Origin of the sequence: Actinoplanes sp. NPDC051513, assembly GCF_044454685.1 — a bacterium.
Classification (GTDB): Bacteria; Actinomycetota; Actinomycetes; order Mycobacteriales; family Micromonosporaceae; genus Actinoplanes.
Genome location: NZ_JBITDW010000018.1, coordinates 74,271 through 98,244 on the forward strand (window position 1 = coordinate 74,271; position 23,974 = coordinate 98,244).

The window sequence follows — 23,974 nt, forward strand, 5'->3', positions numbered from 1 at the left end:
GCCGTCGAGTGGGGGAGGACCTGTGGTTGAGGCGTTGCGTACTCCGGACGATCGCTTCAGTGGCCTGCCGGGCTGGGAGCACCCGCCGTCGTACGTCGAGGATCTGCCCGGCTTCGAAGGGCTGCGGGCGCACTATGTCGACCTGGGGCCGCGCGATGCCGCGGACACGTTTCTGCTGCTTCATGGCGAGCCGACCTGGGCCTACCTCTACCGCAAAATGATCCCGGTCTTCCTGGCGGCCGGCGGGCGGGTCGTCGCGCCCGACTTCTTCGGGTTCGGGCGGTCGGACAAGCCGGTCGAGCAGGCCGTGTACAGCTTCGACTTCCACCGCAACTATCTGCTCCGGCTGGTGGAACGCCTCGACCTGACGGGCATCACGCTGGTCGTGCAGGACTGGGGCGGTCTGCTCGGCCTGACGCTGCCGATCGACGCGGGGTTCGCGCCGCGGCTGTCGCGGCTGTTGGCGATGAACACCGGTCTGGCCGTCGGGATCTCACCGGGCAAGGGCTTCGAGGATTGGCGCGCCTACGTCGCGGCCCACCCGGATCTCGCGGTCGGCGCATTGCTCAAGCGCAGTGTGCCGGCGCTGAGCGACGCCGAGGCGGCGGCTTACGACGCCCCGTTCCCGGACGCGTCGTACAAGGCCGGAGCACGAGCCTTCCCGCAGCTGGTGATGACCGAGCCGGACATGCCCGGCGTCGAGATCTCGCGGGCGGCGCAACGATTCTGGTCCACCTGGGATGGTGCGAGCTTCCTCGCCGTCGGCGCCCAGGACCCGGTGCTCGGCGTGCCGGCGATGGAGAGACTGCACCGGACCGTCCGTGGGGCGCCGGCGCCGCTGGTGCTCGCCGACGCCGGCCACTTCGTGCAGGAACGCGGCGATGTCGTCGCTCGGGCCGCCCTCGTCTCCTTCGGCCGGACAGCCGGCGATTGATGGCGGTTGCTCGCCTGCTACGACCCTGTTCCGGGCGTCCTACCGGCACTTGCCGCAGTCGATGTCGGCAGGCGGATCGCCTGGCGATGAGTTGCTTGAGCCAAGCGGCCGGGCTGACGCCGCCGATCGTGCTGCCGTTGGCGCATTGGCAGTCGCCGCCCGGCTCGATCCGTTTCCACTCGTGCGGTGCGGCGCCGACGTAGTCCTGCTTGTCGCCGAGCAGGGCGAACGCCATGCCCCCACCCACCAGCAGCACCAGGATGGCAAGGACGGCGTGGACGGGCCGAACCGGAACCCGCCGCTCACCCATGCTCCGAGGCTGCCGAATGGGAGGTTTCGCCGGCGTCATCATCTGAGCCGGCCGCACAGCTCGTGAGTCCGGCGGCGCGAGTGGTGGCCGGCGCTCAGCGAGTGGTGGCCGGCACTCAGTCTGCGGGCGCCGGTTCGGCGGGCCGCGCGGTGAAGAAGCGGACGATGTCTTCCGCTGCGGTGGGGGAGAGCATCATCGCCTGGACCCGTGCGGACATTTCCGCGATCGGGTGGATTCTGGTGAACATCGCCTCCTCGTACGCCCGGATCGCCGTGTCCGGGTTGACGGCGAGTTCGGCGGCGAGTTCGGCGGCGTCGAGCATGGCCTGGTTGGCGCCCTCGCCGACCGGCGGCATGAGGTGCGCGGCGTCGCCGATGAGGGTGATGCCCGGCCGATGGTCCCAGCGTGTGCCGGTGGGCATCGCCTCGATCCTGCGTGGGGTCGGCGGGCCGTCGCCGGCTTCGATGAGTGCGGTGAGGCTGGGGTCCCAGCCATCGAACATGTCCAGCAGAGCGCGCTTGCTGCGGTAGGTGTCCAGATGACGATCGTCGGCGCGCAGCGAGATCCCGACCCGGATGCTGCCGTCGCCGAGGCGTTGCGCTGCCAGGATCTGCCTCACGCCGATGCACCAGAGGTTTCCGGGGCCGACCAGCTCGGCGAGAGCCGGGTGGCGCCGGTCGGCGTCGCTGATGCTCAGCTCGACCAGGGTGGCCACGGCGGACAGTGTCGTGTCGGTCAGCAGAGACCGGACGACCGAGCGTGCGCCGTCCGCGCCGATGAGGACGTCGCAGTCGGCGCCGTGGCCGCCATCGAACGTCAGCCCGAAACCTCCGCCGGGTCGTGGCGCGGCCGCGACGAGCCGGTGCTGCCAGGCCACCGTGTCGCCGGGGAGCGAATCGAGCAGAAGATCACGCAGCGCTCTCCGGTCGATCTCGGGGCGTCCGGAGAACGAGCCGGGTTGTGGCACGTGGTGCACGAGGGTGCGCCCGGCCGGGTCGAGGATGCGGTGTTCTTCGCCCTCCGGCCGTGCCTGCGACCGGAACCGGCCGGCGAGGCCCGCATCGGCCAGCGCCTGTTGCCCGGACTCCGAGTGCAGGTCGAGCATTCCGCCCTGTGATCGCGCGGATCGGCTTTCCTCGCGTTCGTACACCACCGCGTCGATGCCGTGCCGGTGCAGGATTCGGGCCAGCGTCAGGCCGCCGAGGCCACCGCCGGCGATCGCGATTCGCATCATCATCTCCGTTACCGTACGCTGTACCTCATGGATACGCCGTACGGTAGCGCACCGTTGCCCATCTGGGAACGGCCCGAGCCCCAGCCGCGGGCGGCGCCGGTGTCGCTGAGCCGCGAGAAGATCGCCGCCACGGCGATCCGGCTCGCCGACGCGCACGGCCTCGACGAGCTGTCGGTACGCAAGATCGCCAAGGATCTCGGCGTCGGTCCGATGCGGCTCTACGACTACGTCGTCAACCGGGCCGAGCTGCTCGATCTGATGGTGGACGCCGTCTACGCCCAGATCGCCGAGGCCGGCCCGCGGTCGGACTGGCGCGCGACGGTGCTGGCCATCGCCCGCGCGACCCGGGACGCCACCCTCGAGCACGAGTGGTTCTCCGACCTGCACGGCGGAAGACCACAGCTGGGACCGCACGCCCTCGCCGTGGGCGAAGCGACCGCGGCCGCGCTCAGCCAGGCCCCCGGCGTACACGACATCGGCGATCTTCAGCGGGCCGTGGGCGCTCTCAACTCCTTCATCATCGGAGCGCTCCGCCGGGAGATCACCGAGCGGCGCACCGCCCGTTCCACCGGCACCGACGAGCCCGCCTGGCAGGCCAGCCTCGGCCCCTACCTCACCCGCATGCTGAAAACCGGCCGTTACCCCACCATCGCCCGGCTCGTCATCGACGGCGACCACCTCGACGCCGAGGAAACCTTCAACCGCAACCTGACCACCATCGTGGACGGCATCACCAGCGATCCCCTCACTCACCAGTGACCCTTGCCCACGTGACGACCAGGGTGTTTCACGGGTGCGACCCGCACCCGGGCGTGGCCAGGCTTGGAGGCGTCCCGGAAGGCCGGATCCGCGACCTCCCTGAGCTGGGTTCCAAGAGAGGCAGTGTGTGACATGACCGCGCACGATCAGCAGGCCGAGAGCGTCATCCGGCCGTTCACCGTGGAGATCCCCAAAGACGCGCTCGACGATCTGCACCGCCGCCTGGCGGCGACGCGCTGGTCGAGCCGCGAGATCGTCGGCGATCGCTCGCAGGGTGTGCAGCTGGCCACGATGCAGGCGCTCCGCCAGTACTGGGCAACCGAGTACGACGGGCAGCGGGTCGAATCCCGGCTGAACGCCCTGCCTCAGTTCACCACCACCATCGACGGCGTGGACATCCACTTCGTGCACGTCAAGTCCGCGCACGAGGACGCGCTGCCGCTGATCATGACCCACGGCTGGCCGGGGTCGGTCATCGAGATGCTCGACTCCGTCGGCCCGCTCACCGACCCCACCGCACACGGCGGCGCCGCCACCGACGCGTTCCACCTCGTGTTGCCATCACTGCCCGGGTACGGCTTCTCGGGGGAGCCGGCCGAGCTCGGCTGGGACCTCGCGCGGACCGCGCGGGCGTGGTCGGAGCTCATGCGCCGGCTCGGCTACGACCGCTACGTGGCTCAGGGCGGTGACGTCGGCGCCGGCGTCACCGACGCGATGGGGCGGCTGGGCCCCGACGGGCTGGCCGGCATCCACACCAACCTGCTCGTGCCGGCGCTCAACGACCCGGCGTCGCTGCCGAACGACGGGGACGCGGAACGCACGGCGCTCGCCGCGATCAAGACCTTCCAGACGAGTGGGAACGGCTACTTCGTGGAGATGGCCACCCGGCCGCAGACCATCGGGTACGCGCTGTCGGACTCGCCGGCCGCGCTCGCCGCCTGGATGATCGACCACGACACCGACGCCTACTACAAGATCGCCCGCGCGTTCGTCGACGGTCAGCCGTCGGGCAACCTCACCCGCGACCACATCCTCGACAACATCACGGCCTACTGGCTGACCGGCACCGGCACGTCCGCGGCCCGGTCGTACTGGGAGGCCTACGGACCGGACGCGCCCGCGGCAGGCGGCGCGCCGCTCCCGGATCCCCGAGTCCCGGTCGGCTTCAGCGCGTTCCCCGGTGAGATCTGGCGGACGCCGCGCAGCTGGGCCGAGCAGGCCTACCCGACGCTCAACTACTTCGGCGAGGCCGAACGAGGCGGCCACTTCGCCGCCTGGGAGGAGCCGGAACTGTTCGCGGCCGAGGTGCGGGCCGCCTTCCGTCCGCTGCGCGCACAGGAGCTTTAGGGCGCGCGGAGGGTCAGCGACTGGAAGCGGCGGCCCTCGCCTACCTCCAGCGGGTGAAAATCGACGACCTCGAAGCCCGCCTCCGTGACGAGCTCGAGCAACAGCGCGTCGGTCCGCCAGGAGAAGAAGCGCGGCGGCACATGCTCGTCGCCCTCCAGCGGGCCCTCCGCGTTCTCCTGGCCGCCGTAGACGCCGATGAACACCAGGCCGCCCGGCCGCAGCAGCGCGCGGATCGCCGAAAGCACGGCCGGCAGATCCCGGTTGGGCACGTGAAGGAGGCAGTTCAGCGCATACACCGCATCGAACGAGGCCGGCGGAAACTCCAGGTGCAGGAAGTCCATGACGTGGGCCTCGATGCCCTTGGCGCGGCAGTGCGCGACCATCGCCGGTGACAGGTCGGCGGCGACCACGGCGAGGCCGGAAGCCTGGAAGTAGGCGCTGTCCTGGCCGGTGCCGGCGCCGACCTCGAGCAGCCGGGCGCCCGGCGCCAGCAACGAGCGGAACGCCTGGCGCTCGGCCAGTTTCCACGACTCCTTGGCGTGCTGGTCGCGCCAGGCGGCACGACCGTCGTACGCCGAGCGCAGCGGGCCCAGCACGTCGTCGTATCGGGCATCTAGCGGCATCGCACCCACACCACCGTCGGCGAGTAACCGGACATGATCACGAGCACAGGATAGGAGCGCTCCGACCCTGCGTGCTGCCCCGCCTGGCCTGGCCTTATCCTTCGTTGCCGATCGAGGACCGGGGAGGTTCCGTTGTACCCACAGCAGCCGCCGCAGCAGCCCTACTCCCAGCAGCCGGGCGGGGCCATCGCGCTCACGCTCAAATACCATTGGATGGCCTTCATGCTCGGGCTCTTCAAGCCCGTGGTGGAGCTCAACGGTCACCCGGCCGCGAACGCGTGGGGCCGCCAGGTCATCCCGGTTCCGGCGGGGCAGTACCACCTGCACGTCCACGTGCCGTACTTCCTGCCGCCGCGGCTGGGCGCCGCCGACCTGCCGGTGAACGTCTACCCGGGGCAGACGGTCGAGCTCGAGTACAAGGCGCCGCTGGCGGTGTTCTTCAAGGGCGCGCTGGGCATGCCGCCGCAGAAGTACCCGGGCGCGGTCCTGCAGATCATCCTGCTGGTGTTCGTCCTGATCATCATCCTGTGCGTCTGCGGCGGCGTGCTCATCGGCGGCAACTCGGGCTCCTAGGATCAGCTCCGGGTCGTAGAAGTCGTAGAAGCAGAGCGCAGCCGCCGCAGCATCCGGGCGTCGACGAAACCGACCGCCCGGGCCGCGGCGTCGACGGTCGAGCCGTGGCCGATGAGGTACTCGGCCCGCTCGACCCGCAGCAACTGCTGGTAGCGCAGCGGGGTGCGGCCGGTGGCGGCGGCGAACAACCTGGTCAGGGTGCGTTCGCTGACGCCGGCGCCGGCGGCGAGGCCGGCCAGCGGCAGGGTCGAGGCGAAGTCGGCGTCGATCCTGTCCTGCACCCGGTGCACGACGTCGGACAGGTGGGCACGGTGCCGCAGCATCGCGCTCGCCTGCGGCTCGTCGCCGTTGCGCCGGGCGTAGACCACCATCTCGCGGGCCACACGCGCCGCCGCGGCCGGGCCGTGCCGCTGCGCGACCAGGTGCAGGGCCAGATCGATGCCGCTGGCGATGCCGGCCGACGTGACCACCCGGTCGTCGCCGACGTAGAGCACGTCGCGCACGACGACGGCGTCCGGGTAGTCGAGGGCCAGCGCGTCCTGCAGGTCATGGTGGGTGGTGCAGCGCCGGCCGTCGAGCAGCCCGGCGCGGCCGAGCGCGTCGGCGCCGGCGCAGACGCTGGCCACCGTGCCGCCGGCCTCGTGATGCTCCTTGATCATGCGAAGCGTCGCGGAGCCGAAGGCGCCGAAGCCGTCCCGCCAGCCGGGCACGAGGACGAGATCGTCGGGCGCCAGCGCGGGCCACGCGAGCGACGCGTGCAGCGCGACCCCCTGCCAGGTGGGCACGGGCGACGCCTCCGCGACGTAGAAGAGCTCGTAGCCGTCGGCCGTGCTGAACACCTGCGCCGGGCCCGCCAGGTCGAGCAGGTGCACCTGCGGGGTCAGCACGAACACCACCCGGCTCACGATCCGGTCACACCCCCAGATAGTCGTCCGTGCGGCGGACCGAGGCGAATCGGCCGGCCAGCGCGTATTCGGTGCGGCGCACCACCTCCGCCGCGGAAAGCGTACGCGGGTCGGCCAGCAGCTCCTCGACCGTCTGGTCGGCGGGGGCGTCCCAGTGCGGGATCGGGAACGTTCCGGTCGCGTCGGTGACGAACGTGACCTCGTACCCGAAATCGGAGGCCACCCGCGCCGTGGTCTCGACGCACTGCTCGGTGCGCAGCCCGCAGACCGTCACCGCATCGACGCCGGCCGACGTCAGGATCTGCCCGAGATTCGTCGTCGTGAAGGCGTTGTGCGAGGTCTTGGTCACGAGCGGTTCGTCCTTGGCCGGCTCGAGCTCGTCGACCACCCGCACATGGCCATTGGCCGGATCGAATTCCCCGCCGGTGCCGGCCTCGGAATGCAGCACCCACACCACCATCTCGCCGCCGGCCCGGGCCGCCTCCACGAGCCGCCGTACGTTGGCGATGAGCGCCGGATTGTCCAGCGTCCGCCACAGCGGCCGTACCCGGAACGATTCCTGCACGTCGATCACGATCAGAGCATTGGTCATAGGCCGATTCTTCGCGTCCGGCTGCGCCGTCCGAAAGACACCATCGCGACGGCGAGCGGAACGATCCGGTCTTCGGCCCCGGCGGCCCGTGGGATCCCGGCGTCTACCGGGTGGCCGACGGCTACAGCCGCTTCAGCGACACCCAGCTTGACCGCTTCGACATCGTCAGCTTCGACCCCCGCGGCTCCCACACCAGCCGCCCGCTGATCACCTGCGACCGCGCCGCCGTGGGCCCCGCGCCCGACCCGGTCCTGACCAGCGAGGCCGACTTCGACGCGACCCTCGACTACAACCGCCGCCTCTGGCGAACCTGCGAGGACCTGACCGGCGACCTGTGGAACCACGCCGGCATGTTCGACACCGTCCGCGACGTCGAGGCCTTGCGGATCGCGCTCGGCGTGCCGGCGATCAGCTTCCACGGCAGCTCCTACGGCACGCTGCTCGGTGAGCAGTACGCCGAGCACTACCCGGGCCGGGTGCGGGCCATGGTGCTGGAGAGCGTCGACGACCACAGCGTCCCCACCACCGGCGCGTTCCTCACCAGCCAGGCGGTGGCCTTCGAGGACGCGTTCGACGACTTCGCGAACTGGTGCGACGCCACCGAGTCGTGCTCGCTGAACCCGCGCGGCGGCGCCCGCACGGTCTGGCGGCGGCTCATCGCCACCCGCGACCACTTCGACCTGGACGCCGTGGTGTTGATCAGGCTCCGGGACGCCGCGTACGCGGACCTCGCCGGCGATCTCGCCGCGGCCGACGACGGCGGTCCTCTACGGCACATCACCGACCTCGGCGTGGTGATCCCGGCGTTCTGCTCCGACTGGTCGCTGCCGGTGCGTGACTACCACGAGTACGCGGCCCTGCTGCGCCGCAGCGCGGCCGTCGCGCCCGACACCGGCTACCCGGCGCAGGTGTTCGCGCCGACCATGTGCCTCGGCTGGCCGCACGTCACCAACCCGCAGCACGTCCTCGACGTCCGGACGAGAACCCCGATCCTGCTGGTCAACTCCCGGCACGACCCGGCCACCGGCCTGAACTGGGCGCGCGCGGTCGAGCGCCGGCTGGGACGGCACGGGGTGCTGGTCACCTACGAGGGCGCCGGCCATGGGGCGTACACGAAGAGCGAATGTATCCGGCGTACGGCGGACGACTACCTGGTGTCGCTCGAGGTTCCCGGGAGAGGCACGACGTGCCCTATCGCCTGATGTCGCCGCCGGCCAGCGCCGCCAGCTCGTCGCGGTCGGGCAGGCCCTCGCAGTCGCCGGGCACGGTGACCGCGAAAGCGCCCGCCGCGATCGCCGTCCGCAGGCACTGCCCGGCGCCGGCGCCCGCCAGCCGATCGGCGAGATAGCCGGCCACGAACGCGTCCCCCGCGCCGACCGGATCGACCACGGTCACCGGCAGCGCGGGGACCTGGTGGCGCTCCCCGTTGATCAGCGCGACGCAGCCGCGGCCGCCGTCCTTGACGACCACCTCGGTCGGGCCGAGCTTGGCCAGGCCGGCGAGCGGGTCGCCGTCGTCGACGAACAGGGCCGCCTCGTCGGGGCTCGCGAACACGATGTCAGCCATCGACACCAGGTCGCGCAGCACCGGCGCGGCGTCGAGCGGCGACCACAACTTGCTGCGGTAGTTGACGTCGACCGACACCGGGACGCCCGCGGCCAGCGCGATCTCGACCGACTGGAAGACGGCGGCCCGGCAGGTGTCGCTGAGCGCCGGGGTGATGCCGGTGACGTGCAGGATGCCGGCCTCGCGTACCTCGCCCGCGGGGATGTCGGCGGGGCTCAGCCGCGAGCCGGCGCTGCCCGCGCGGTGGTAATCGACGTGCATGAACTCGCCGGACCGCTTGAACCGGACCATCAGGCCGGTGAACGACGTGTCTTCGATGGCGATCGCGCGCACGCCCGCATCGGCCAGGCGGCGCGAGATCAGGGCGCCGGTCGCGTCCGGCCCGACCCGGCCCAGCCAGGTGGACTTGCCGCCGAGGCGGGCGACCCCGACCGCCACGTTGCTCTCGGCGCCGCCGATACCGAAGGAGAAGCTCTTCGCGTACGCGAAAGGGCCGATGCCGTCGGCAGAGACCGCGCCCATGGTCTCACCGAAGGTGACCAGGCCGCCGCTCATGACCGGGCAAAAGCCACGGCGCTGACCGCGTGCCGGGCCCGGGCCGCGAGGGCCTTCAGGTTGCCGCCCGAGGCCGCGTCGCCGATCAACGGCCCGCCGACGCCGACGGCCTTCGCCCCCGCGAACAGCCAGTCGGCGATGTCCTCGATCTTGATGCCGCCGGTGGGCATGACGTTGATCTGCGGTAGCGGGCCGCGCACGTCGGTCAGGAACCTCGGGCCCAGGCCGGCCGCGGGGAACAGCTTCACGATGGGGGCGCCGGCTTTGTGCGCCGCGTACATCTCGGTGGGGGTCGAGGTGCCGGGGAAGAACGGCACGGGCGAGTTCGCCACCAGGTCGACGTCGATCACCGGGGAGACCAGGAACGCGGCGCCGGCGTCGACCGCGGCCTTCACGTCGTCCTCGGTGAGCACGGTGCCGGCGCCGATCGCCACCGAGCCCGGGAGCTGGCGGCGCAGGCCGGCGATCGCGTCGATCGCGCCGTGCGAGGTCAGCGTGATCTCGAGCGCGGTGATCCCGGCGCCGACCAGCACGTCGGCGACGGCGGCGAACCCGTCGGAGGTCGGTGCGCGCAGGATCGCCACGATCCCGCTGCGGATGACGGCTGCGGTTACATCCTCATCGGTCACGACTTAGATCCTGCCCGATATTGGCAAGATCATCCAAGGGCGGCCTGCGGAGTGAGAAACGGGCGCGTCCGATCGGCGGTGGCTCGGTGTCGATGCCCAGCTCCTCGCGGACCGCGGCCTCGAACTGCTGCATCACCAGCGGGACCTGGGTGAGCAGCTCCCGGAAGTGGATCTGCGGCTGCACCCCCGACACCGCGGCCGGGTTCATCTCACCGTGCAGTCGCTGCAGCAGAACGTGTACGGCGAGGGCCGCGCTCCGCACCGGTCCCGAGGCGAGCAGCCGCACCCGCATGAGGGCCGGGCCCACCTCGTCCACGTAGGCCAGCGTCGGCAGGGGCTTCTCGCCCGCGTCGTAAGCGGCACGCAGGCGGTAGGTGTCGCGCTCGAAGACCGCGAGCAGGCCGACGTACGCGTCCTTGCGCTCCTCGTACCACCGCCTGGTCCGCTTGCGGCGGCTGCGCAGGTAGTCGTCGCGGGCGTTCACGAACTGCGCCGTGGCCGCCCCACCCAGGGCAAACACCACGGCGATCAGGGGGAGCCCCCACCACGGGATCTGAGACACGCGCTAACCGTAGCGACTGCCGGCGAGGCGGGGTCACGGTAGCAGGGGTCGCATGAACGTCCGCTCGTACCGAAGAACACAGCCTGATTGGTCACGAATACGGTCCGCAGCGACGAACTCGGGGTCCACGCCGAACCGCTCCCGGTACCTCTCGTAGGCCGCGAGGCTCTCGAAGCTGAAGAGGGCTTCGGCCTTGTCGCTGGCCCCCTCGGCCGGCAGGAAGTAGCCGTGGTGGGTGCCGCCGTGCTTGGCCACGAGCCGCATCCATTCCCGGGCGAACTCCTCAAAGGAGGCAATCTGGGCCGGATCGATCGTGTAGTGCACAACACAGGTGATCACCGGACCAACCCTACGGTCGCTTTTACGGCTTTTCGCGGACTACGGCCGTCACGCGGGACAGCCAGTTGTCGTCGTCGGGGCGCTTGTAGCGCTCGTAATGCGCCCGCTTGAGTCCGTAGCGCATCCCCATGAAGTGGAGACGGTAGCCGGGGTGAAAACGCTTCGGTAGGGTCGTTCGGGTGAACACCGGACCGGCGCCAAGCCATGCATGGATTGGTGACCCGGTGGACGGCTGAGTCGCCGCACGTCGGCACGTGGGCCTCCGGCACAAGGAAAGAAGCCGGAATCCCTTTCCATCGTGCCGAGGAGACCTATGCCAGCCAGTTTCAATCACACGATCGTCGCCTCCAAGGACCGCGCCCAGTCGGCCCGGTTCTATCGCGAGCTGCTCGAAGCCGCGGAAGCGCCGTCGTGGGGAGTGTTCACCAACATCCAGCTCAGCGACGGTGTGCTGCTTCAGTTCGCCGAGCCGCCGGTCGAGATCCAGATGCAGCACTACGCGTTCCTGGTCGACGACGAGCTCTTCGACCGGGCCTACGCGCGCTTGTGCGAGCGCGGCGTCGTGCATTGGGCCGATCCGCAGATGCGGCGTCCCGGGGAGATCAACAACGAGCACGGCGGGCGGGGGGTCTACTTCAAGGACCCCTCGGGGCACGCCATCGAGGTGCTCACCCGGCCGTACCTGTAGCGACCCGTAGGGACCGCGCCTCCTACCGGGGTAGGAGGCGCGGTCCGACCTGGGGCCGCAGGTGCGGCTCGCGGGTGGGCGAAATGACCGCGGTGAATGCGCAGGCTGCGGTTATGACTATCGCGATCGCACGGAAACAGGCCCGGAAACAGGCCAGGAAACAGGCCCGGTGGAATCGGCCCCTGCTGGGCCTCACAGCCGTCATGGCGGGGCTCGTGGTGGTCACGGCCCTGGGGATATTTGTCGATCAGCGCGTCGTCACGGGGGCGCCGGTCTGGCTCAAGCCGTTCAAGTTCTCGGTCTCGTTCGCGGTCTACGGGCTCACGCTCGCCTGGATGCTGTCGGTCCTGCCCAGGCGGAGCCGGATCGCCGAGGTCGCCGCCGTCGCCATCGTGGGGGTGGGTGTGATCGAGCAGGGGATCATCGTGGTGCAGGCGGCGCGGGGGACGACGAGCCACTACAACGAGTCGACGCCGTTCAACGCGTCGCTCTGGGCGGCCATGGGGGCGTCCATCATGGTGCTGTTCATCGCGCACCTGTTGATCGGGGTGGTGGCGCTGGCGCAGCGGATTCCGGACCGCGCGAACGCGTACGGGATAAGGCTTGGTCTCGGTCTTTCGCTGCTGGGCATGGCCGCGGCGATTCCGATGGTCACCCCGATGCAGGACCCGGGGATCGAGGATGTCACGGGCGCGCACAGCGTGGGGGTTCCGGACGGCGGGCCGGGGCTGCCGGTCACGGGGTGGAGCACGACCGGCGGCGACCTGCGGATCGGGCACTTCGTGGGGCTGCACGCCCTGCAGGCGCTGCCCTTGCTGGCGTTTCTCCTGACCAGAACCAAAGCCGATGAGCGTACGAGGGTGCGGCTCCTGCTGGTCGCCGGCGGTGCTTACGGCGTACTCGTCATGCTGTTGACCTGGCAGGCGCTGCGAGCGCAACCGCTGCTGGAGCCGGATGGCCGCACCCTGATCGCGTGGGCCGCGCTCGCGGCCGTCACCGCCGCCGCGACCGCGCTGGTGCTGAGGAAGAGAGTGGCATGACCGGTACGTTGTTCGGCCTCACCTTTCTGGTGGCGGCGCCGTTCTGGGCCCTGATGATCCTGCTGCGGCGGTGGCGGTGGACCGAGCGGATCATCGGGAGCCCGGCGACGATCTTCTTCGGGCCGCTCGGGCTCTGGGTCCATCTCGCGGCGCGCAAGACCCTAGGCTGACGGGCATGGGCTGGGTGGTGCGCCTCTTCGACCGGCGGGACACCTGGGCCCGCATGGTGCTGCTCGACCTGAGCGGCATCAGCTACCTGGTCTTCGGCCAGGACGAGGGCCGGCATCCGACCGCGACCCAGTGGTGGCTCGCGGTCGCCGCCTTCGTCGTCGCGATCGCGCTCTGCCGCTGGCCGGCGGTCTGCTTCCTGACGCAGGCGGCGCTGCTCGGCGTGGCGATCTGCGTGCTCGACGACACCACGATCAACCAGGTGGGCGCGAGCTGGGCGCTCGCCGAGGTGGCGCTGTGGGCGCGCCGCCCGCGCACGATCTGGGCCTGCGCGGGGCTGCTCTTCGCGGTCTACGTCGTGTTCGCGGTCGCGGGCTCGCCGGGGTCGCTGAGCCGCGAGCTGTTCGGGGTGATCGTGCTGCCGGTCGGGCTGCCGCTGCTGCTCGGGCTGGTCATCCGCACCACGCGCGAGCTGGGGGTGCAGGCCGGGCTGCGAGCCGAGTCGGAGAGCCGGGTGGCGCGCGCCGACGAGCGGGGCGCGATCGCGCGCGAGCTGCACGACGTGGTCGCGCACCACGTGGCCTCGATGGTGCTGCGAGCCGGCGTGGCCCGGCACGTGATCCCGGGGCTCGACCCGCGGGTGGCCGAGGTGCTCGACGACGTGCACGGCACCGGCACGACCGCGCTCGCCGACCTGCGGCGGCTGGTCGAGGTGCTGCGCGGGCCGGGCGGGATGCGATCCGACGCGGCGATCGCGGCGATCGAGCCGGGCGCGCTGCCGGCCGCGCTGGGCGCGGCCGTCGACACCGCCCGGCGAACCGGGCTCACCGTCGAGGCGGACATCGACCAGGCCGTGGGTGGCGTCGATGCCGTACGCGGCCTGGCGGTGCTCCGCCTCACCCAGGAGGCGCTGACCAACGTGGCCAAGCATGCCGGCCCTACCGCCCGGGCGAGTCTGCGGGTCTCCGTCGACGACGGCGCCGTGAGCTGGGAGGTCGCCGACGACGGCGGCCCCGGGCAGCCGAATGCCGAAGGCGGTGGGCACGGCCTGGTCGGCATGCGGGAACGGGTCGAGGTGCTCGGGGGAAGGCTGACCGCCGGCCCCGACGGGAGCGGGTGGCGGGTGCACACGGTGCTGCCGCGGGTGGCCGCATGATCCGGGTGCTGCTCGTCGACGACCAGCCGCTGATCCGTGCGGGCCTGCGGATGCTCTGCGCCGCCGAGGACGACCTCGAGGTGGTGGGCGAGGCCGGCGACGGGCGCGAGGCGGTGACCCTCGCCGAGCGGCTCGCGCCCGACGTGGTGGTGATGGACCTGCGGATGCCGGGGGTCGACGGGATCAGCGCGACCAGCCGCATCCTCGCGAGCCGCCCGGCGACCCGGGTGCTGGTGCTGACCACGTTCGGCGACGACGATCACCTGTACCCGGCGTTGACCGCGGGCGCGTGCGGGTTCCTGCTCAAGGACGCGCCGCCGGCCGACCTCCTCGAAGGGATCCGGCGCGCGGCGGCGGGCGACAGCGCCTTCAGCCGGGACGTGCTGCGCCGGCTGGTCGACCGGGCGATGAGCAGCCGCGTGCCTCGTCCCAAGAACGACAACCTGACCGGCCGGGAGCGGGCCGTGCTCGATCTGGTCGGGGAGGGCCTGTCGAATGCCGAGATCGCCGAGCGGCTGCACATCGGCGTCACCACGGTGAAGACGCACATCACGGCGCTGATGACCAAGACCAACAGCCCCAATCGCGTACGTCTGGCGCTCTACGCGCACGAGGCGGGGTAGCAGAGAGGCGGGGTAGCAGAGAGGCGGGGATAGCAGAAAGGCCGGAGATCCGTGGCGGCGGGTCTCCGGCCTTCGCCGGTAACAAGTTATCGCGTGAACGCGGTTTTTGCCCGGTGATCGCTACGGCGTGGCGTCAGCCCTGCCGGCCGTTCCACCGAGGGTTCTTCTTGTTGATCACTACGTGGCGGCCGCGCCGGCGTGCGAGGACCGAGCCGGGCTTGCTCTTCAGCGACCTGAGCGAGTTGCGGACCTTCATCGTGGAACCTCTCTCCGCGCCGTAGCTGGCTTGCCGGGCGCGATCTCGTCAACGCTCCCGGGTGGACGGGTATTTCCGGTCCGGAACGGCCGATCCCGTTCGTCATGAGGGCATGGAAACTTTTCGCATCGACGTCCCGCAGGCCGCCCTCGACGACCTGCACGACCGCCTCGACCGCACCCGCTGGCCGTCCGAGATCCCGGGCGCGGACTGGGACTACGGCGTCCCGGGGCGCTATGTGCGGGAGCTGGCCGACCGGTGGCGGCACGGCTACGACTGGCGGCGCACCGAGGCGCGGCTCAACGCGTACGAGCAGTGGAAGACCGTCATCGACGGGCAGCCGATCCATTTCCTGCACGTGCGCTCGGCCGCGCCCGACGCTCTGCCGCTGATCCTCACCCACGGCTGGCCGGGCTCGGTCGCCGAGTTCCTCGACGTGATCGAGCCGCTGCGCGAACACTTCCACCTGGTCGTGCCGTCGCTGCCCGGCTTCGGCTTCTCGGGGCCGACCGCCGAACGGGGCTGGAACGTGGCCCGGATCGCCCGCGCGTGGGCCGAGCTCATGCGCCGCCTCGGCTACCGCCGGTACGGCGCGGCCGGCAACGACTGGGGGTCGACCATCTCGCCGCAGATCGCCCGGATCGCGCCGGAGTCGGTGGTGGGGGTGCATGTCACCCAGGTCTGGACCGAGCCGGACGGGCCGATCGACGACCCGACGCCCGAGGAGCGGGCGGCGCTGGACAACCACGCCTGGCTCGCCGAGCACATGAACGCCTACGGGATGGTGCAGATGCAACAGCCGCAGTCGCTCGCGTACGCCCTGACCGACTCGCCGGCAGGGCTGCTCGGCTGGCACTGCCTGATCTACCGGGAGGGTGTGGACGCCGACTACGTGCTCGACAACGTCTCGATCCACTGGCTGACCGGGACGGCGGGGTCGGCGATGCGGATCTACCGGGAGTTCCTTCTCGAGCCGCCGCTGGAGTGGCCGAGCCGCGTTCCCGTCGCGTATGCCCAGTTCGCCGACGACTATCAGCCGATCCGGCGGCTGGCGCCCGCTCTCGCGCAGTGGAACAAATACGACACCGGTGGACATTACTCGGCGGTCCAGACACCGGCCCTGCTCGTGAAAGATCTGACGGACTTCTTCACGGGCCTCAAGTAGGGCGGGCCGGCGACCGATCGACGGGGCCATGCGCATGCGAGCCCTCGGCACCCTGCTCACCGCGGCGGCCGTCACCATGGCCGGCACGGCCGTCCCCGCCCAGGCCGCCGAGGGCAACGTCCTCGGCGCCGGCGGCCCCGGGGCGATCCCGGGCCAGTACATCGTCACGATGAAGGGCATCGGCGCACAGAGTCTCGACGGCTCGGCCAAGCCGTCGTACCTCAAGCGGATGTCCGCCGAGCAGGCCGGCCGCCTCGCCGCGAACCCCGGAGTCCAGTACGTCGAGCAGGACCGCCTCCTGCACACCGAGGCCACCCAGCGGAACCCCGTCTGGGGCCTCGACCGGATCGACCAGCGCGCGGTCAAGGCGTCGAAGACCTACACGCCGACCGACGACGGCAGCGCGGTCACCGCGTACGTGATCGACACCGGCATCCGGATCACGCACAGTGAGTTCGGCGGCCGGGCCTCCTACGGCTACGACTTCGTCGACCGGGACACGACCGCGGCCGACTGCAACGGGCACGGCACCCACGTGGCCGGCACCATCGGCGGCGCCCACTACGGGGTGGCCAAGAAGGTGCGGCTGGTGGCGGTCCGGGTGCTGGACTGCGAGGGCGAGGGCACCCTCTCCGGAGTGATCGCCGGCGTCGACTGGGTGACCAGCCACGCCGCGAAGCCGGCGGTGGCGAACATGAGCCTCGGCGGCGCCCGCAGCACCTCGCTCGAGGCCGCGGTCCGGCGCTCGATCGGCAAGGGCGTCACCTACGTCGTGGCGGCCGGCAACGAGAACACCAACGCCTCGGCCGAGTCCCCGGCCGCCGTCTCCGCGGCGATCACCGTCGGCGCGACCGACAGCAAGGACCGCCGGGCCTCGTTCTCCAACTACGGCAGCGTGCTCGACCTGTTCGCGCCGGGCGTGGGCATCCGCTCGTCGGTGGCGAACAGCGACACCGCGCTCGCCACGGCCAGCGGCACCTCGATGGCGTCGCCGCACGTGGCCGGGGCGGCGGCGCTGGTGCTCGACGCGGCCCCCGGCTGGACCCCGGCCCAGGTGCGCGACTACCTGGTCGCGAAGGCCACCACCGGCAAGGTCGAGGGCGCGAAAGGCTCGCCGAACCGGCTGCTCTTCGTGACCGCCCCGCCGGCCGCGCCGGCCATCAGGTCGACCGGCGTGACGCTCACGGCCGGCCAGGCGTACTCGGGGAGTTTGGCGGCGAGCCGTCGTGGCGCCTGGACCCTGGTCGGCGGGAAGCTGCCGGCGGGGCTGAAGCTCTCGTCGAGCGGCGTCATCTCGGGCACGCCCACCGCGCCCGGCACGGCCACGGTTCAGGTTCGGTTCACCGACTTTGTCCCGTACGCGATCACCAAGAGCCTGACCGTCACGGTGCGCAAGAGCACGCCGGTGATCTCCACCGGGACGATGGCGACCGGAACGGCCGGCGAGGACTATGCGATGAAGCTGGCCGCCGACCGCAGCGGCACGTGGGCGTTGACCGTGGGTGAGCTGCCGGCGGGTCTGGAGCTCGACGCCGACGGCACGATCTCGGGCGTGCCCGACGCGGCCGGCAGCGCGACCTTCACGGTGACCTTCACCGACGGATGGGGCAGCCGGGCGAGCGCGGAGATGACGATCGACGTGCGGTAGCGAAAGGGGCTCCGCTCGGCGGCCGGGGGCACTTGGTCGCCGAGCGGAACCGATAAAACGGAAACTAGGGCACCACCCTGTCATCCGGCTGTGGTGCCGCTGTGCTCTCGCTCTGCGTAGGCCTCGGCGATCGCCTTCGACTCGGGCAGGTCGGCCTCCACCACCGGCAGGCCGGGCGCGACGTCGGCGCCGAGCTCGGTGAGCAACTGCCGCAGCAGCGCCTCGGCGGCGGCCGCCTGCGGCGCCACGCCCGCCGTCACCACCGGAACGGCACGCTTTCCGGCGAGAGCCTGGGCCGGGAGAAAGTCCAGCAGCACCTTGAGCACGCCGGTGTAGCTGCCCTTGTAGGTCGGGGTCGCCACGACGAGGACCTCGGCCTCTTTCACCAGCGCCAGGGCTTCGGCGGTCGCCTCGTCGCCCGGGGTGAGCAGGCCGGCGCCCAGCGAGCCGACCTCGATCACGGCCGGCGGCGAACCCGCCAGGGCTTCGCCGACCGCGACGGCCAGGGTGGACGTGCGCGAGCCCGCCCGGGGGTTGCCGGACACGACGACGACGCGACTCATGATTCTCCTTTTCGGACGAGAGGCAGGACGTTCTCCCCGAACCGCAACGCCTCTTCGAGGTGCGGCTGGCCGGAGAGGATGAAGTGGTCGATGCCGAGCGCTTGATACTCGGCGATCCGGGACGCGACCTCGGCGTGGCTGCCCACCAGGGCGGTGCCCGCTCCGGGCCGCACGAGACCGAAGCCGGCCCACAGGTTCGGATAGATCTCGAGCGAGTCGCCGGTGGCGAGCGCGGCCATCCGGCGCTGCCCCTCCGACTCGGTGCCGGCGAACTGGCGGCGGGCCGCCTCGATCTCCTCCGGCCGCACCCGGTCGAGCAGGCCGCGCGCGACCGCCCAGGCCTCGTCGGCGGTGTCCCGGCTGATCACGTGCAGCCGGATGCCGTATGTCAGCTGCCGTCCGGCGTCCTTGGCGAGCGTCCGCACGGCGTCCAGCTTGGCGGCGACCGCGGCCGGTGGCTCGCCCCAGGTGAGATAGGTGTCGGCGTGCCGCGCCGCCACCGGCAGGGCGGCCGGCGACGAGCCGCCGAAGAACACGGGTGGGATGGGGTCGGGCACGGCGCGGACGGTCGCGCCTTCGACGTCGAAGAACTCACCCTTGCTGGTGTACGGCGTGCCCGACCAGGCCCCGCGCACCACGTCGAGGAACTCGGCGGTCCGCGCATAGCGCTTGTCGTGGTCGAGATGATCGCCGAACCGCCGCTGCTCCGCGCCCTCCCCGCCGGTGACCACGTTGAGCGCCAGCCGCCCCCCGGAGAGGCGCTGATAGGTGGCCGCCATCTGGGCCGCCAGCGTCGGCGACAGCAGCCCCGGCCGGAACGCCACCAGGAACTTCAGCCGCGAGGTCTCGCCGAGCAGCGCGGCCGTGGTGAGCCACGCGTCCTCGCAGAACGTGCCGGTCGGGGTGAGCACCGCCTCGAACCCGGCCCGCTCGGCGGCCCGCGCCACCAGAGCGAGGTAGCCGAGGTCCGGCGGGCGGGTGGTGTCGGCGGCGAGCCGGGCCTGCCCGCCGCTCACGATGTCGTGGCTGTCGCCGGAGGTCGGCAGGAACCAGTGGAACGGCATCAGGCCGCCCGGCGCAGGTGTGCGTAGTGCCCGTCGTGGTAGACCAGCGGCGTCGCGCTCAGGTCCGCATGGTGCTCGCCGGTCTCGGGCGAGGCCAGCACGATGCTGTGGTCGCCGGCCTCGACGCGGCGCACCACCCGGCAGACGATCCGGGCGAGCACGCCGTCGAGCAGCGGCACCCCGTCCGGCCCCGGCGACCAGGCGCCGTGGGTGGCGAAGCGGTCGATGCCGCGGGTCGCGAACGTGCGGGCCACGTGCTCCTGCTCGTGGCTGAGCACGTGCACCGCGACCACCGCGGCCTCGGCGACGGCCGGCCACGCCGAGGCGGTGTGCGCGAGGCAGAACGAGACCAGCGGCGGGTCGAGCGAGACCGAGGTGAACGAGGTGGCGGTGAAGCCGGCCGGCGGCTGCCCCGGCGCCGTGATCACCACGACGGCGGCGGCGTGGCGGCGGAGCAGCTGCTTGAAGAGATCGGCGTCCACGAGCGAGGTGACGGTCACGGGCTCTCCTTAACGAGAGGCGCCGGCGAGCTCGCGGTGACGCAGCTCCTGCCGGACCAGGGGGATGAGGTGCCGGCCGTAGTCGACGGCGTCGTCGACCGGCTCGTAACCGCGGATCAGCAGCGTGGTGACGCCGATGTCGACGTAGTCGAGCAGCGCCTGCGCCACCGTCTCGGGCGAACCGACCAGCGCGGTCGAGTTGCCCTGGGCGCCGCTGGCGGCGGCCGTCGCCGTCCACAGGGCACGGTCGTGGCGGTCCTGTTTCGACGCGGCGGCCAGCAGGCGCTGGGAGCCGGCGTTCTCCGGGTTGCGGCCGCCGAGCACGCCGGCGAACGGGCCGTTGGTCTTGATGCCGGTGAGGATCTGCTCGGCCCGTTCCCAGGCGAGCTCGTCGGTGGCGGCCAGGATCGGGCGGAACGAGACGCTGATGCCGAGCGGGCCGCGCCCGGCGGCGGCCGCGGACGCCTGCACCGAGGCGATCTGCTCGGCGGTTTCGGCCAGCGGCTCGCCCCACAACGCGTACGTGTCGGCGGTCTTGCCGCCCACCCGGTACGCCGCCGCCGAGGAGCCGCCGAAGTAGAGCGGGATGCGGTGCGCGGGCTGGACCAGCGGGGCGTAGTCCTCGAACTTGTAGAAGCGGCCGTCGTACGAGAACGGCTCGGGTGACGACCAGGCTCGGCGCAGGATCGTCAGGTACTCCTCGGTGCGCGCGTACCGGTCGTCCTTGCCCAGGTAGTCGCCGTCGCGGCGCTGCTCGGTGTCGGAGCCGCCGGTGATCGTGTGCACCGCCACCCGGCCGCCGGTGAGCTGGTCGAGGGTGGCGAAGGCGCGGGAGGCGTTGGTGGGGGAGACGAAGCCGGGCCGGTGCGCGATCAGCAGGCCGATCCGCTCGGTGTTGGCCGCCGCGTAGGCGGCCACCTGGGTGGCGTCCGGCGTGGACGACCCGTACGCGATGAGGATGCGGTCGAAGCCGTTGTCCTCGTGGGCCCGGGCGAATCGCCGGATGTAGGCGGGATCGACCACGGGGCCGTCGGGCGGCCGGGTCTCCGACTGGTCCCGTGCGGCGATCATGCCGACGAACTCGACTGTCATGCTGGTTCCACCCTTTGAGATTGCGGATCGGGTACCCCCACCCTCCGTCCGGAATCAAGCTTCAGTCAATGGCTGTCCCATATCCTAGTAAACCTAGGGAGTATGGTTGACATGGCGGAGATGAGCGTTGCAAAGTTGCCGCCATGTCCACTACCGCGATCGCCGGTCCCGCCCGACAGACGGAGACCGGGGCGACGCCCCCGAAGAAGCGGGCTCTGCCGTACCGGACGATCTCCTGGACCGTCCCCGTCCTGCTGTTGCTCGCGTGGGAGCTCGCCAGCCGAGCCGGCCTGATCGCACCCAACGTGCTGCCGGCGCCGAGCTCGGTCGGAACGACCGCGTGGCACCTGACCGAGACCGGCGAGCTGCCGCGTCACCTGTGGGAGAGCCTCAAGCGCGCGGCGGTCGGGTTCACCGTCGGCGCGAGCATCGGCCTCGTGCTGGGCGTGCTCACCGGCTTCTCCCGGCTCTTCGAATCGATCATCGACCGGAACATCCAGATCGTCCGGGCCATCCCGTTCCTGGCGATCCTGCCGCTGGTCATGGTCTGGTTCGGCGTCGGGGAGAGCGGGCGCTACTTCCTGGTGGCGCTCGGCACGCTCTTCCCGGTCTACCTCAACACCGTGCTCGGCATCCGCCAGGTCGACCCGAAGCTGCTCGAGATGGGCCGGGTCGTCGGCCTGTCGAAGCTCGACCTGATCCGGGCCGCGATCCTGCCCGGCGCGCTGCCGTCCATCCTGCTCGGCGTGCGGCTGGCCCTCACCAACGCGTGGCTCGCCCTGGTCATCGCCGAGACGGTGGGCGCGCCCGCCGGCATCGGCTTCATGGCCACCAACGCCCGCGAGTTCCTGCAAACCGATGTGATCGTGCTGGTCATCGTGCTGTACGCGCTGATCGGCCTGACCACCGACCTGTTCGCACGAGGCCTGGAGCGCCGCTTCCTGGCCTGGCACCCCAATTACCAGCGTCATTCTCCTGGAGGATCGAAGTGACCCTGTCCCGCCGCAACCTGCTCGGCGCCGTGCTGGCTCTGCCTGTTCTCGCGGCCTGCGGCAATGAGGCAGCCTCGGCTTCCGGTCGCAAGAAAGTGCGTTTGACGTACGGCGCCATCTCGGTCCCCAAGACCCGGGGCGTCTTCGAGAAGACCCTCAACGACCAGGGCATCGACGTCGAGTGGGTCGGACCGTTCCCCAACCACGCGCCGACCCTGCAGGCCGTCGCCACCAACACCGCCGACTTCAGCTTCGGCGGCAGCTCGACCCCGGCCGACCAGGCGCTGCTCTCCGGCAACAAGCTCGTCTACGTCGCCTGGTCGAGCTCGACGCCGCGCACCAGCTCGATCATCGTGCTGCCCAACAGCGGCATCAAGAGCGTGAAGGACCTGGCCGGCAAGAACGTCGCGGTCAACAAGGCCGGGCTCGGCGAGTTCCTGCTGGTGGCCGCGCTGGAGAAGTACGGCGTGCCGCGCGACTCGGTGACCTTCACCTACCTCAACCCGCCGGACGCCGCGCCCGCCTTCGGCAGCGGCAAGGTCGACGCCTGGTCGATCTGGTCGGGCCCGCTCGAGCTCGCCGAGGTCCAGTACGGCGCCCAGCGGATCTTCGAGGACGGCAAGGAGCTCGACAAGCAGATCGACTTCGGCAGCTACCTGGTCCGCGAGGACTACGCCAAGAAGGAGGCCGACACGATCCGCAAGGTCATCGCGGCGTACAAGGCGGAGCAGGACTGGGCCAACGCCAACCCGGCCGAGGCGCAGAAGATCGGCAACGCGGTCTCGAAGTACCCGCAGGCCGTGGTGGACAAGCTGGTCAGCGAGAACGTCCAGGTCACCTGGAGCCTGATCAACGACGACGGGATCGCGCAGCTGCAGGCCGGCGCCGACTGGCTGAGTGAGCACAAGGTGCTCAGCGACAAGATCAAAATCGCCGATCACGCGGTGAAGCTGTGAGCACCGTCCGCGCGTTCTCGATAACCCGCCGGTACGGCGAACGCACGGTGCTCGACGGCCTCGACGTCGAGATCGAGCGGGGCGAGTTCGTGGCGCTGCTCGGCAAGAGCGGCTGCGGCAAGACCACGCTGCTGCGCGCGCTGGCCGGCCTCGACCCGGTCGACGGCGGCACGCTCGAGGTCCCGGAGCGCCGCACGGTCGTCTTCCAGGAGCACCGGCTGCTGCCCTGGTGGAAGGTCTGGCGCAACGTGGCGATCGGCCTGCCGCGCGCCACGGCCCGCGCCCGCGCGCAGTCGGCGCTCGAAGAGGTGGGTCTCGACAAGCACGCGAACGCATGGCCGGTCACCCTCAGCGGGGGCGAGGCTCAGCGGGTCGCCTTGGCCCGGGCACTCGTACGGGAACCCGAGCTGCTCCTGCTCGACGAGCCGTTCGCGGCCCTCGACGCGCTGACCAGGATCAAGATGCACGGCCTGGTCCGCGACCTCACCACCCGGCACCGGCCCGCCGTCCTGCTGGTCACCCACGACGTCGACGAGGCGATCCTGCTCGCCGATCGGGTGCTGACCATGCGGGACGGGCGGATCGCGGCCGTGCACGAGGTAGCGTCCGAGGCTCGCGACCGTGGCTCGGCCCCGTTCGCCTCGCTACGCCATGCGCTGCTCGGTGAGCTGGGGGTCGTCGAACCCTTGGAGCACGCATGAACGACTTCCATCAGAAGCTGCACCACGTCGTCCCCGCCGGGTTGTCGGGCGATACGGCCCAGACCACGGGCATGCGGCGGGTCGAGGCGATCAGCGGCAAGACCGTCGGCAGCGAGGCGCTGTGGATGGGCGAGACGCACGTGTCGGCCTCGACGGCCAGTGACAACCATCATCACGGTGAATCGGAGACGGCGATCTACGTCGTACGAGGAAACCCGGTCTTCGTCTTCTACGACGAGCAGGCGGGCGCCGAGAAGAGGCTGGAGACCAAACCCGGCGACTACATCTTCGTGCCGCCGTGGGTTCCGCACCGCGAGGAGAATCCCGACCCTTCGAACGAGGCCGTGGTGGTGATCGCCCGCACGACACAGGAGGCGATCGTCGTTAACCTGCCGTCGCTGCATTAACCTATCCATCAGATGGGAGATGTAGCT

General features: G+C 71.1%; 29 protein-coding genes. 16 read left to right on the forward strand and 13 right to left on the reverse strand.

Going from position 1 to position 23,974, the window contains the following annotated elements; all coding sequences use genetic code 11:
• Nucleotides 1–22: 22 nt before the first annotated feature.
• Nucleotides 23–934 (forward strand): haloalkane dehalogenase, encoded by a 912-nt coding sequence (locus tag ACIA5D_RS37750; protein WP_396035274.1) that lies wholly within the window; start codon nucleotides 23–25, stop codon nucleotides 932–934.
• Nucleotides 935–1,359: 425 nt separating this feature from the next.
• Here ACIA5D_RS37750 and ACIA5D_RS37755 read toward each other — a convergent pair whose 3' ends face one another.
• Complete coding sequence (locus ACIA5D_RS37755) at nucleotides 1,360–2,481, reverse strand: FAD-dependent oxidoreductase (RefSeq protein WP_396035275.1); 1,122 nt, start codon at nucleotides 2,479–2,481, stop codon at nucleotides 1,360–1,362.
• Between the two features lie 24 nt (nucleotides 2,482–2,505).
• Here ACIA5D_RS37755 and ACIA5D_RS37760 point away from each other — a divergent pair, with 24 nt between their 5' ends.
• Complete coding sequence (locus tag ACIA5D_RS37760) at nucleotides 2,506–3,237, forward strand: TetR/AcrR family transcriptional regulator C-terminal domain-containing protein (RefSeq protein ID WP_396035276.1); 732 nt, start codon at nucleotides 2,506–2,508, stop codon at nucleotides 3,235–3,237.
• A 132-nt stretch (nucleotides 3,238–3,369) separates the two neighbouring features.
• On the forward strand, nucleotides 3,370–4,584 hold the full coding sequence (locus tag ACIA5D_RS37765; RefSeq protein ID WP_396035277.1) for an epoxide hydrolase family protein: 1,215 nt from the start codon (nucleotides 3,370–3,372) through the stop codon (nucleotides 4,582–4,584).
• Here ACIA5D_RS37765 and ACIA5D_RS37770 read toward each other — a convergent pair.
• The gene (locus ACIA5D_RS37770) at nucleotides 4,581–5,207 is read right to left on the reverse strand and encodes a class I SAM-dependent methyltransferase (protein WP_396035279.1); all 627 of its coding nucleotides are present in this window, start codon (nucleotides 5,205–5,207) and stop codon (nucleotides 4,581–4,583) included. The genes ACIA5D_RS37765 and ACIA5D_RS37770 overlap by 4 nt on opposite strands.
• Before the next feature lie 132 nt (nucleotides 5,208–5,339).
• On the opposite strand from ACIA5D_RS37770, the gene ACIA5D_RS37775 reads away from it, so the two are divergent.
• Nucleotides 5,340–5,780, forward strand: coding sequence for a hypothetical protein (locus ACIA5D_RS37775; protein WP_396035280.1), 441 nt, complete (start codon nucleotides 5,340–5,342; stop codon nucleotides 5,778–5,780).
• Between the two features lie 2 nt (nucleotides 5,781–5,782).
• On the opposite strand, the gene ACIA5D_RS37780 is transcribed toward ACIA5D_RS37775, so the two are convergent.
• Together ACIA5D_RS37780 and ACIA5D_RS37785 are read right to left on the reverse strand one after the other, a co-directional pair.
• Nucleotides 5,783–6,685, reverse strand: coding sequence for a GlxA family transcriptional regulator (locus tag ACIA5D_RS37780; protein ID WP_396035281.1), 903 nt, complete (start codon nucleotides 6,683–6,685; stop codon nucleotides 5,783–5,785).
• 7 nt (nucleotides 6,686–6,692) lie between these two features.
• Nucleotides 6,693–7,277 carry an isochorismatase family protein gene (locus tag ACIA5D_RS37785; protein ID WP_396035282.1) on the reverse strand — a complete coding sequence of 195 codons (585 nt, stop codon included), beginning with the start codon at nucleotides 7,275–7,277 and terminating at the stop codon, nucleotides 6,693–6,695.
• A gap of 110 nt (nucleotides 7,278–7,387) precedes the next feature.
• On the opposite strand from ACIA5D_RS37785, the gene ACIA5D_RS37790 reads away from it, so the two are divergent.
• Nucleotides 7,388–8,479 (forward strand): alpha/beta hydrolase, encoded by a 1,092-nt coding sequence (locus ACIA5D_RS37790; RefSeq protein WP_396035283.1) that lies wholly within the window; start codon nucleotides 7,388–7,390, stop codon nucleotides 8,477–8,479.
• Here the strand turns inward: ACIA5D_RS37790 and ACIA5D_RS37795 are convergent.
• Genes ACIA5D_RS37795 through ACIA5D_RS37810 form a run of 4 tightly spaced genes read right to left on the reverse strand, consistent with a single transcriptional unit; the run spans nucleotide 8,469 to nucleotide 10,928 of the window.
• Nucleotides 8,469–9,398 carry a sugar kinase gene (locus tag ACIA5D_RS37795; protein ID WP_396035284.1) on the reverse strand — a complete coding sequence of 310 codons (930 nt, stop codon included), beginning with the start codon at nucleotides 9,396–9,398 and terminating at the stop codon, nucleotides 8,469–8,471. The two genes, ACIA5D_RS37790 and ACIA5D_RS37795, sit on opposite strands and share 11 nt — an antisense overlap.
• Nucleotides 9,395–10,027: a bifunctional 4-hydroxy-2-oxoglutarate aldolase/2-dehydro-3-deoxy-phosphogluconate aldolase gene (locus tag ACIA5D_RS37800; protein WP_396035285.1), complete on the reverse strand. Its 633-nt coding sequence runs from the start codon at nucleotides 10,025–10,027 to the stop codon at nucleotides 9,395–9,397. The genes ACIA5D_RS37795 and ACIA5D_RS37800 overlap by 4 nt, the downstream gene beginning before the upstream one ends.
• Complete coding sequence (locus ACIA5D_RS37805) at nucleotides 10,017–10,589, reverse strand: hypothetical protein (protein WP_396035286.1); 573 nt, start codon at nucleotides 10,587–10,589, stop codon at nucleotides 10,017–10,019. The genes ACIA5D_RS37800 and ACIA5D_RS37805 overlap by 11 nt, the downstream gene beginning before the upstream one ends.
• A 33-nt stretch (nucleotides 10,590–10,622) precedes the next feature.
• The gene (locus ACIA5D_RS37810; RefSeq protein ID WP_396035287.1) at nucleotides 10,623–10,928 is read right to left on the reverse strand and encodes an NIPSNAP family protein; all 306 of its coding nucleotides are present in this window, start codon (nucleotides 10,926–10,928) and stop codon (nucleotides 10,623–10,625) included.
• A gap of 313 nt (nucleotides 10,929–11,241) precedes the next feature.
• Between ACIA5D_RS37810 and ACIA5D_RS37815 the strand changes: the two genes are divergently transcribed.
• The 5 genes from ACIA5D_RS37815 (at nucleotide 11,242) to ACIA5D_RS37835 (ending at nucleotide 14,603) form a co-directional block, all read left to right on the forward strand.
• Nucleotides 11,242–11,616 carry a VOC family protein gene (locus ACIA5D_RS37815; RefSeq protein ID WP_396035288.1) on the forward strand — a complete coding sequence of 125 codons (375 nt, stop codon included), beginning with the start codon at nucleotides 11,242–11,244 and terminating at the stop codon, nucleotides 11,614–11,616.
• 113 nt (nucleotides 11,617–11,729) lie between these two features.
• On the forward strand, nucleotides 11,730–12,656 hold the full coding sequence (locus ACIA5D_RS37820) for a hypothetical protein (RefSeq protein ID WP_396035289.1): 927 nt from the start codon (nucleotides 11,730–11,732) through the stop codon (nucleotides 12,654–12,656).
• A complete protein-coding gene (locus tag ACIA5D_RS37825; RefSeq protein WP_396035290.1) occupies nucleotides 12,653–12,826 on the forward strand; it encodes an abscisic acid-deficient protein Aba4 family protein in 174 nt (57 codons plus the stop codon). Before ACIA5D_RS37820 ends, ACIA5D_RS37825 begins: the two co-directional genes overlap by 4 nt.
• Nucleotides 12,827–12,831: 5 nt before the next feature.
• Complete coding sequence (locus ACIA5D_RS37830; RefSeq protein WP_396035291.1) at nucleotides 12,832–13,980, forward strand: sensor histidine kinase; 1,149 nt, start codon at nucleotides 12,832–12,834, stop codon at nucleotides 13,978–13,980.
• Nucleotides 13,977–14,603, forward strand: coding sequence for a response regulator (locus ACIA5D_RS37835; RefSeq protein WP_396035292.1), 627 nt, complete (start codon nucleotides 13,977–13,979; stop codon nucleotides 14,601–14,603). The genes ACIA5D_RS37830 and ACIA5D_RS37835 overlap by 4 nt, the downstream gene beginning before the upstream one ends.
• Before the next feature lie 133 nt (nucleotides 14,604–14,736).
• Here the strand turns inward: ACIA5D_RS37835 and ACIA5D_RS37840 are convergent, their stop codons facing one another.
• Nucleotides 14,737–14,859 (reverse strand): ribosomal protein bL36, encoded by a 123-nt coding sequence (locus tag ACIA5D_RS37840; RefSeq protein ID WP_396035293.1) that lies wholly within the window; start codon nucleotides 14,857–14,859, stop codon nucleotides 14,737–14,739.
• Nucleotides 14,860–14,971: 112 nt separating this feature from the next.
• Here ACIA5D_RS37840 and ACIA5D_RS37845 point away from each other — a divergent pair, with 112 nt between their 5' ends.
• Both ACIA5D_RS37845 and ACIA5D_RS37850 read left to right on the forward strand, forming a co-directional pair.
• Nucleotides 14,972–16,024 (forward strand): epoxide hydrolase family protein, encoded by a 1,053-nt coding sequence (locus tag ACIA5D_RS37845; RefSeq protein WP_396035294.1) that lies wholly within the window; start codon nucleotides 14,972–14,974, stop codon nucleotides 16,022–16,024.
• Between the two features lie 28 nt (nucleotides 16,025–16,052).
• On the forward strand, nucleotides 16,053–17,672 hold the full coding sequence (locus ACIA5D_RS37850; protein WP_396035295.1) for a S8 family serine peptidase: 1,620 nt from the start codon (nucleotides 16,053–16,055) through the stop codon (nucleotides 17,670–17,672).
• 80 nt (nucleotides 17,673–17,752) lie between these two features.
• Here the strand turns inward: ACIA5D_RS37850 and ACIA5D_RS37855 are convergent, their stop codons facing one another.
• From ACIA5D_RS37855 to ACIA5D_RS37870, 4 genes are read right to left on the reverse strand one after another with little or no spacing between them, the layout of a single operon-like run.
• Entirely contained in the window at nucleotides 17,753–18,235 is a 483-nt protein-coding gene (locus ACIA5D_RS37855; protein ID WP_396035296.1) for an NADPH-dependent FMN reductase, read from the reverse strand.
• On the reverse strand, nucleotides 18,232–19,299 hold the full coding sequence (locus tag ACIA5D_RS37860; protein WP_396035297.1) for an LLM class flavin-dependent oxidoreductase: 1,068 nt from the start codon (nucleotides 19,297–19,299) through the stop codon (nucleotides 18,232–18,234). The genes ACIA5D_RS37855 and ACIA5D_RS37860 overlap by 4 nt, the downstream gene beginning before the upstream one ends.
• A complete protein-coding gene (locus ACIA5D_RS37865; protein ID WP_396035298.1) occupies nucleotides 19,299–19,799 on the reverse strand; it encodes a flavin reductase family protein in 501 nt (166 codons plus the stop codon). Before ACIA5D_RS37865 ends, ACIA5D_RS37860 begins: the two co-directional genes overlap by 1 nt.
• Nucleotides 19,800–19,808: 9 nt before the next feature.
• Nucleotides 19,809–20,891, reverse strand: a complete 1,083-nt coding sequence (locus ACIA5D_RS37870; protein ID WP_396035299.1) for an LLM class flavin-dependent oxidoreductase — start codon at nucleotides 20,889–20,891, stop codon at nucleotides 19,809–19,811.
• A 143-nt stretch (nucleotides 20,892–21,034) separates the two neighbouring features.
• Between ACIA5D_RS37870 and ACIA5D_RS37875 the strand changes: the two genes are divergently transcribed.
• Genes ACIA5D_RS37875 through ACIA5D_RS37890 form a run of 4 tightly spaced genes read left to right on the forward strand, consistent with a single transcriptional unit; the run spans nucleotide 21,035 to nucleotide 23,947 of the window.
• On the forward strand, nucleotides 21,035–21,883 hold the full coding sequence (locus tag ACIA5D_RS37875; RefSeq protein ID WP_396035300.1) for an ABC transporter permease subunit: 849 nt from the start codon (nucleotides 21,035–21,037) through the stop codon (nucleotides 21,881–21,883).
• A complete protein-coding gene (locus tag ACIA5D_RS37880; protein ID WP_396035301.1) occupies nucleotides 21,880–22,839 on the forward strand; it encodes an ABC transporter substrate-binding protein in 960 nt (319 codons plus the stop codon). The genes ACIA5D_RS37875 and ACIA5D_RS37880 overlap by 4 nt, the downstream gene beginning before the upstream one ends.
• On the forward strand, nucleotides 22,836–23,540 hold the full coding sequence (locus ACIA5D_RS37885; RefSeq protein ID WP_396035302.1) for an ABC transporter ATP-binding protein: 705 nt from the start codon (nucleotides 22,836–22,838) through the stop codon (nucleotides 23,538–23,540). The genes ACIA5D_RS37880 and ACIA5D_RS37885 overlap by 4 nt, the downstream gene beginning before the upstream one ends.
• Nucleotides 23,537–23,947 (forward strand): cupin domain-containing protein, encoded by a 411-nt coding sequence (locus tag ACIA5D_RS37890; protein WP_396035303.1) that lies wholly within the window; start codon nucleotides 23,537–23,539, stop codon nucleotides 23,945–23,947. The genes ACIA5D_RS37885 and ACIA5D_RS37890 overlap by 4 nt, the downstream gene beginning before the upstream one ends.
• The last annotated feature ends 27 nt before the right edge of the window (nucleotides 23,948–23,974 follow it).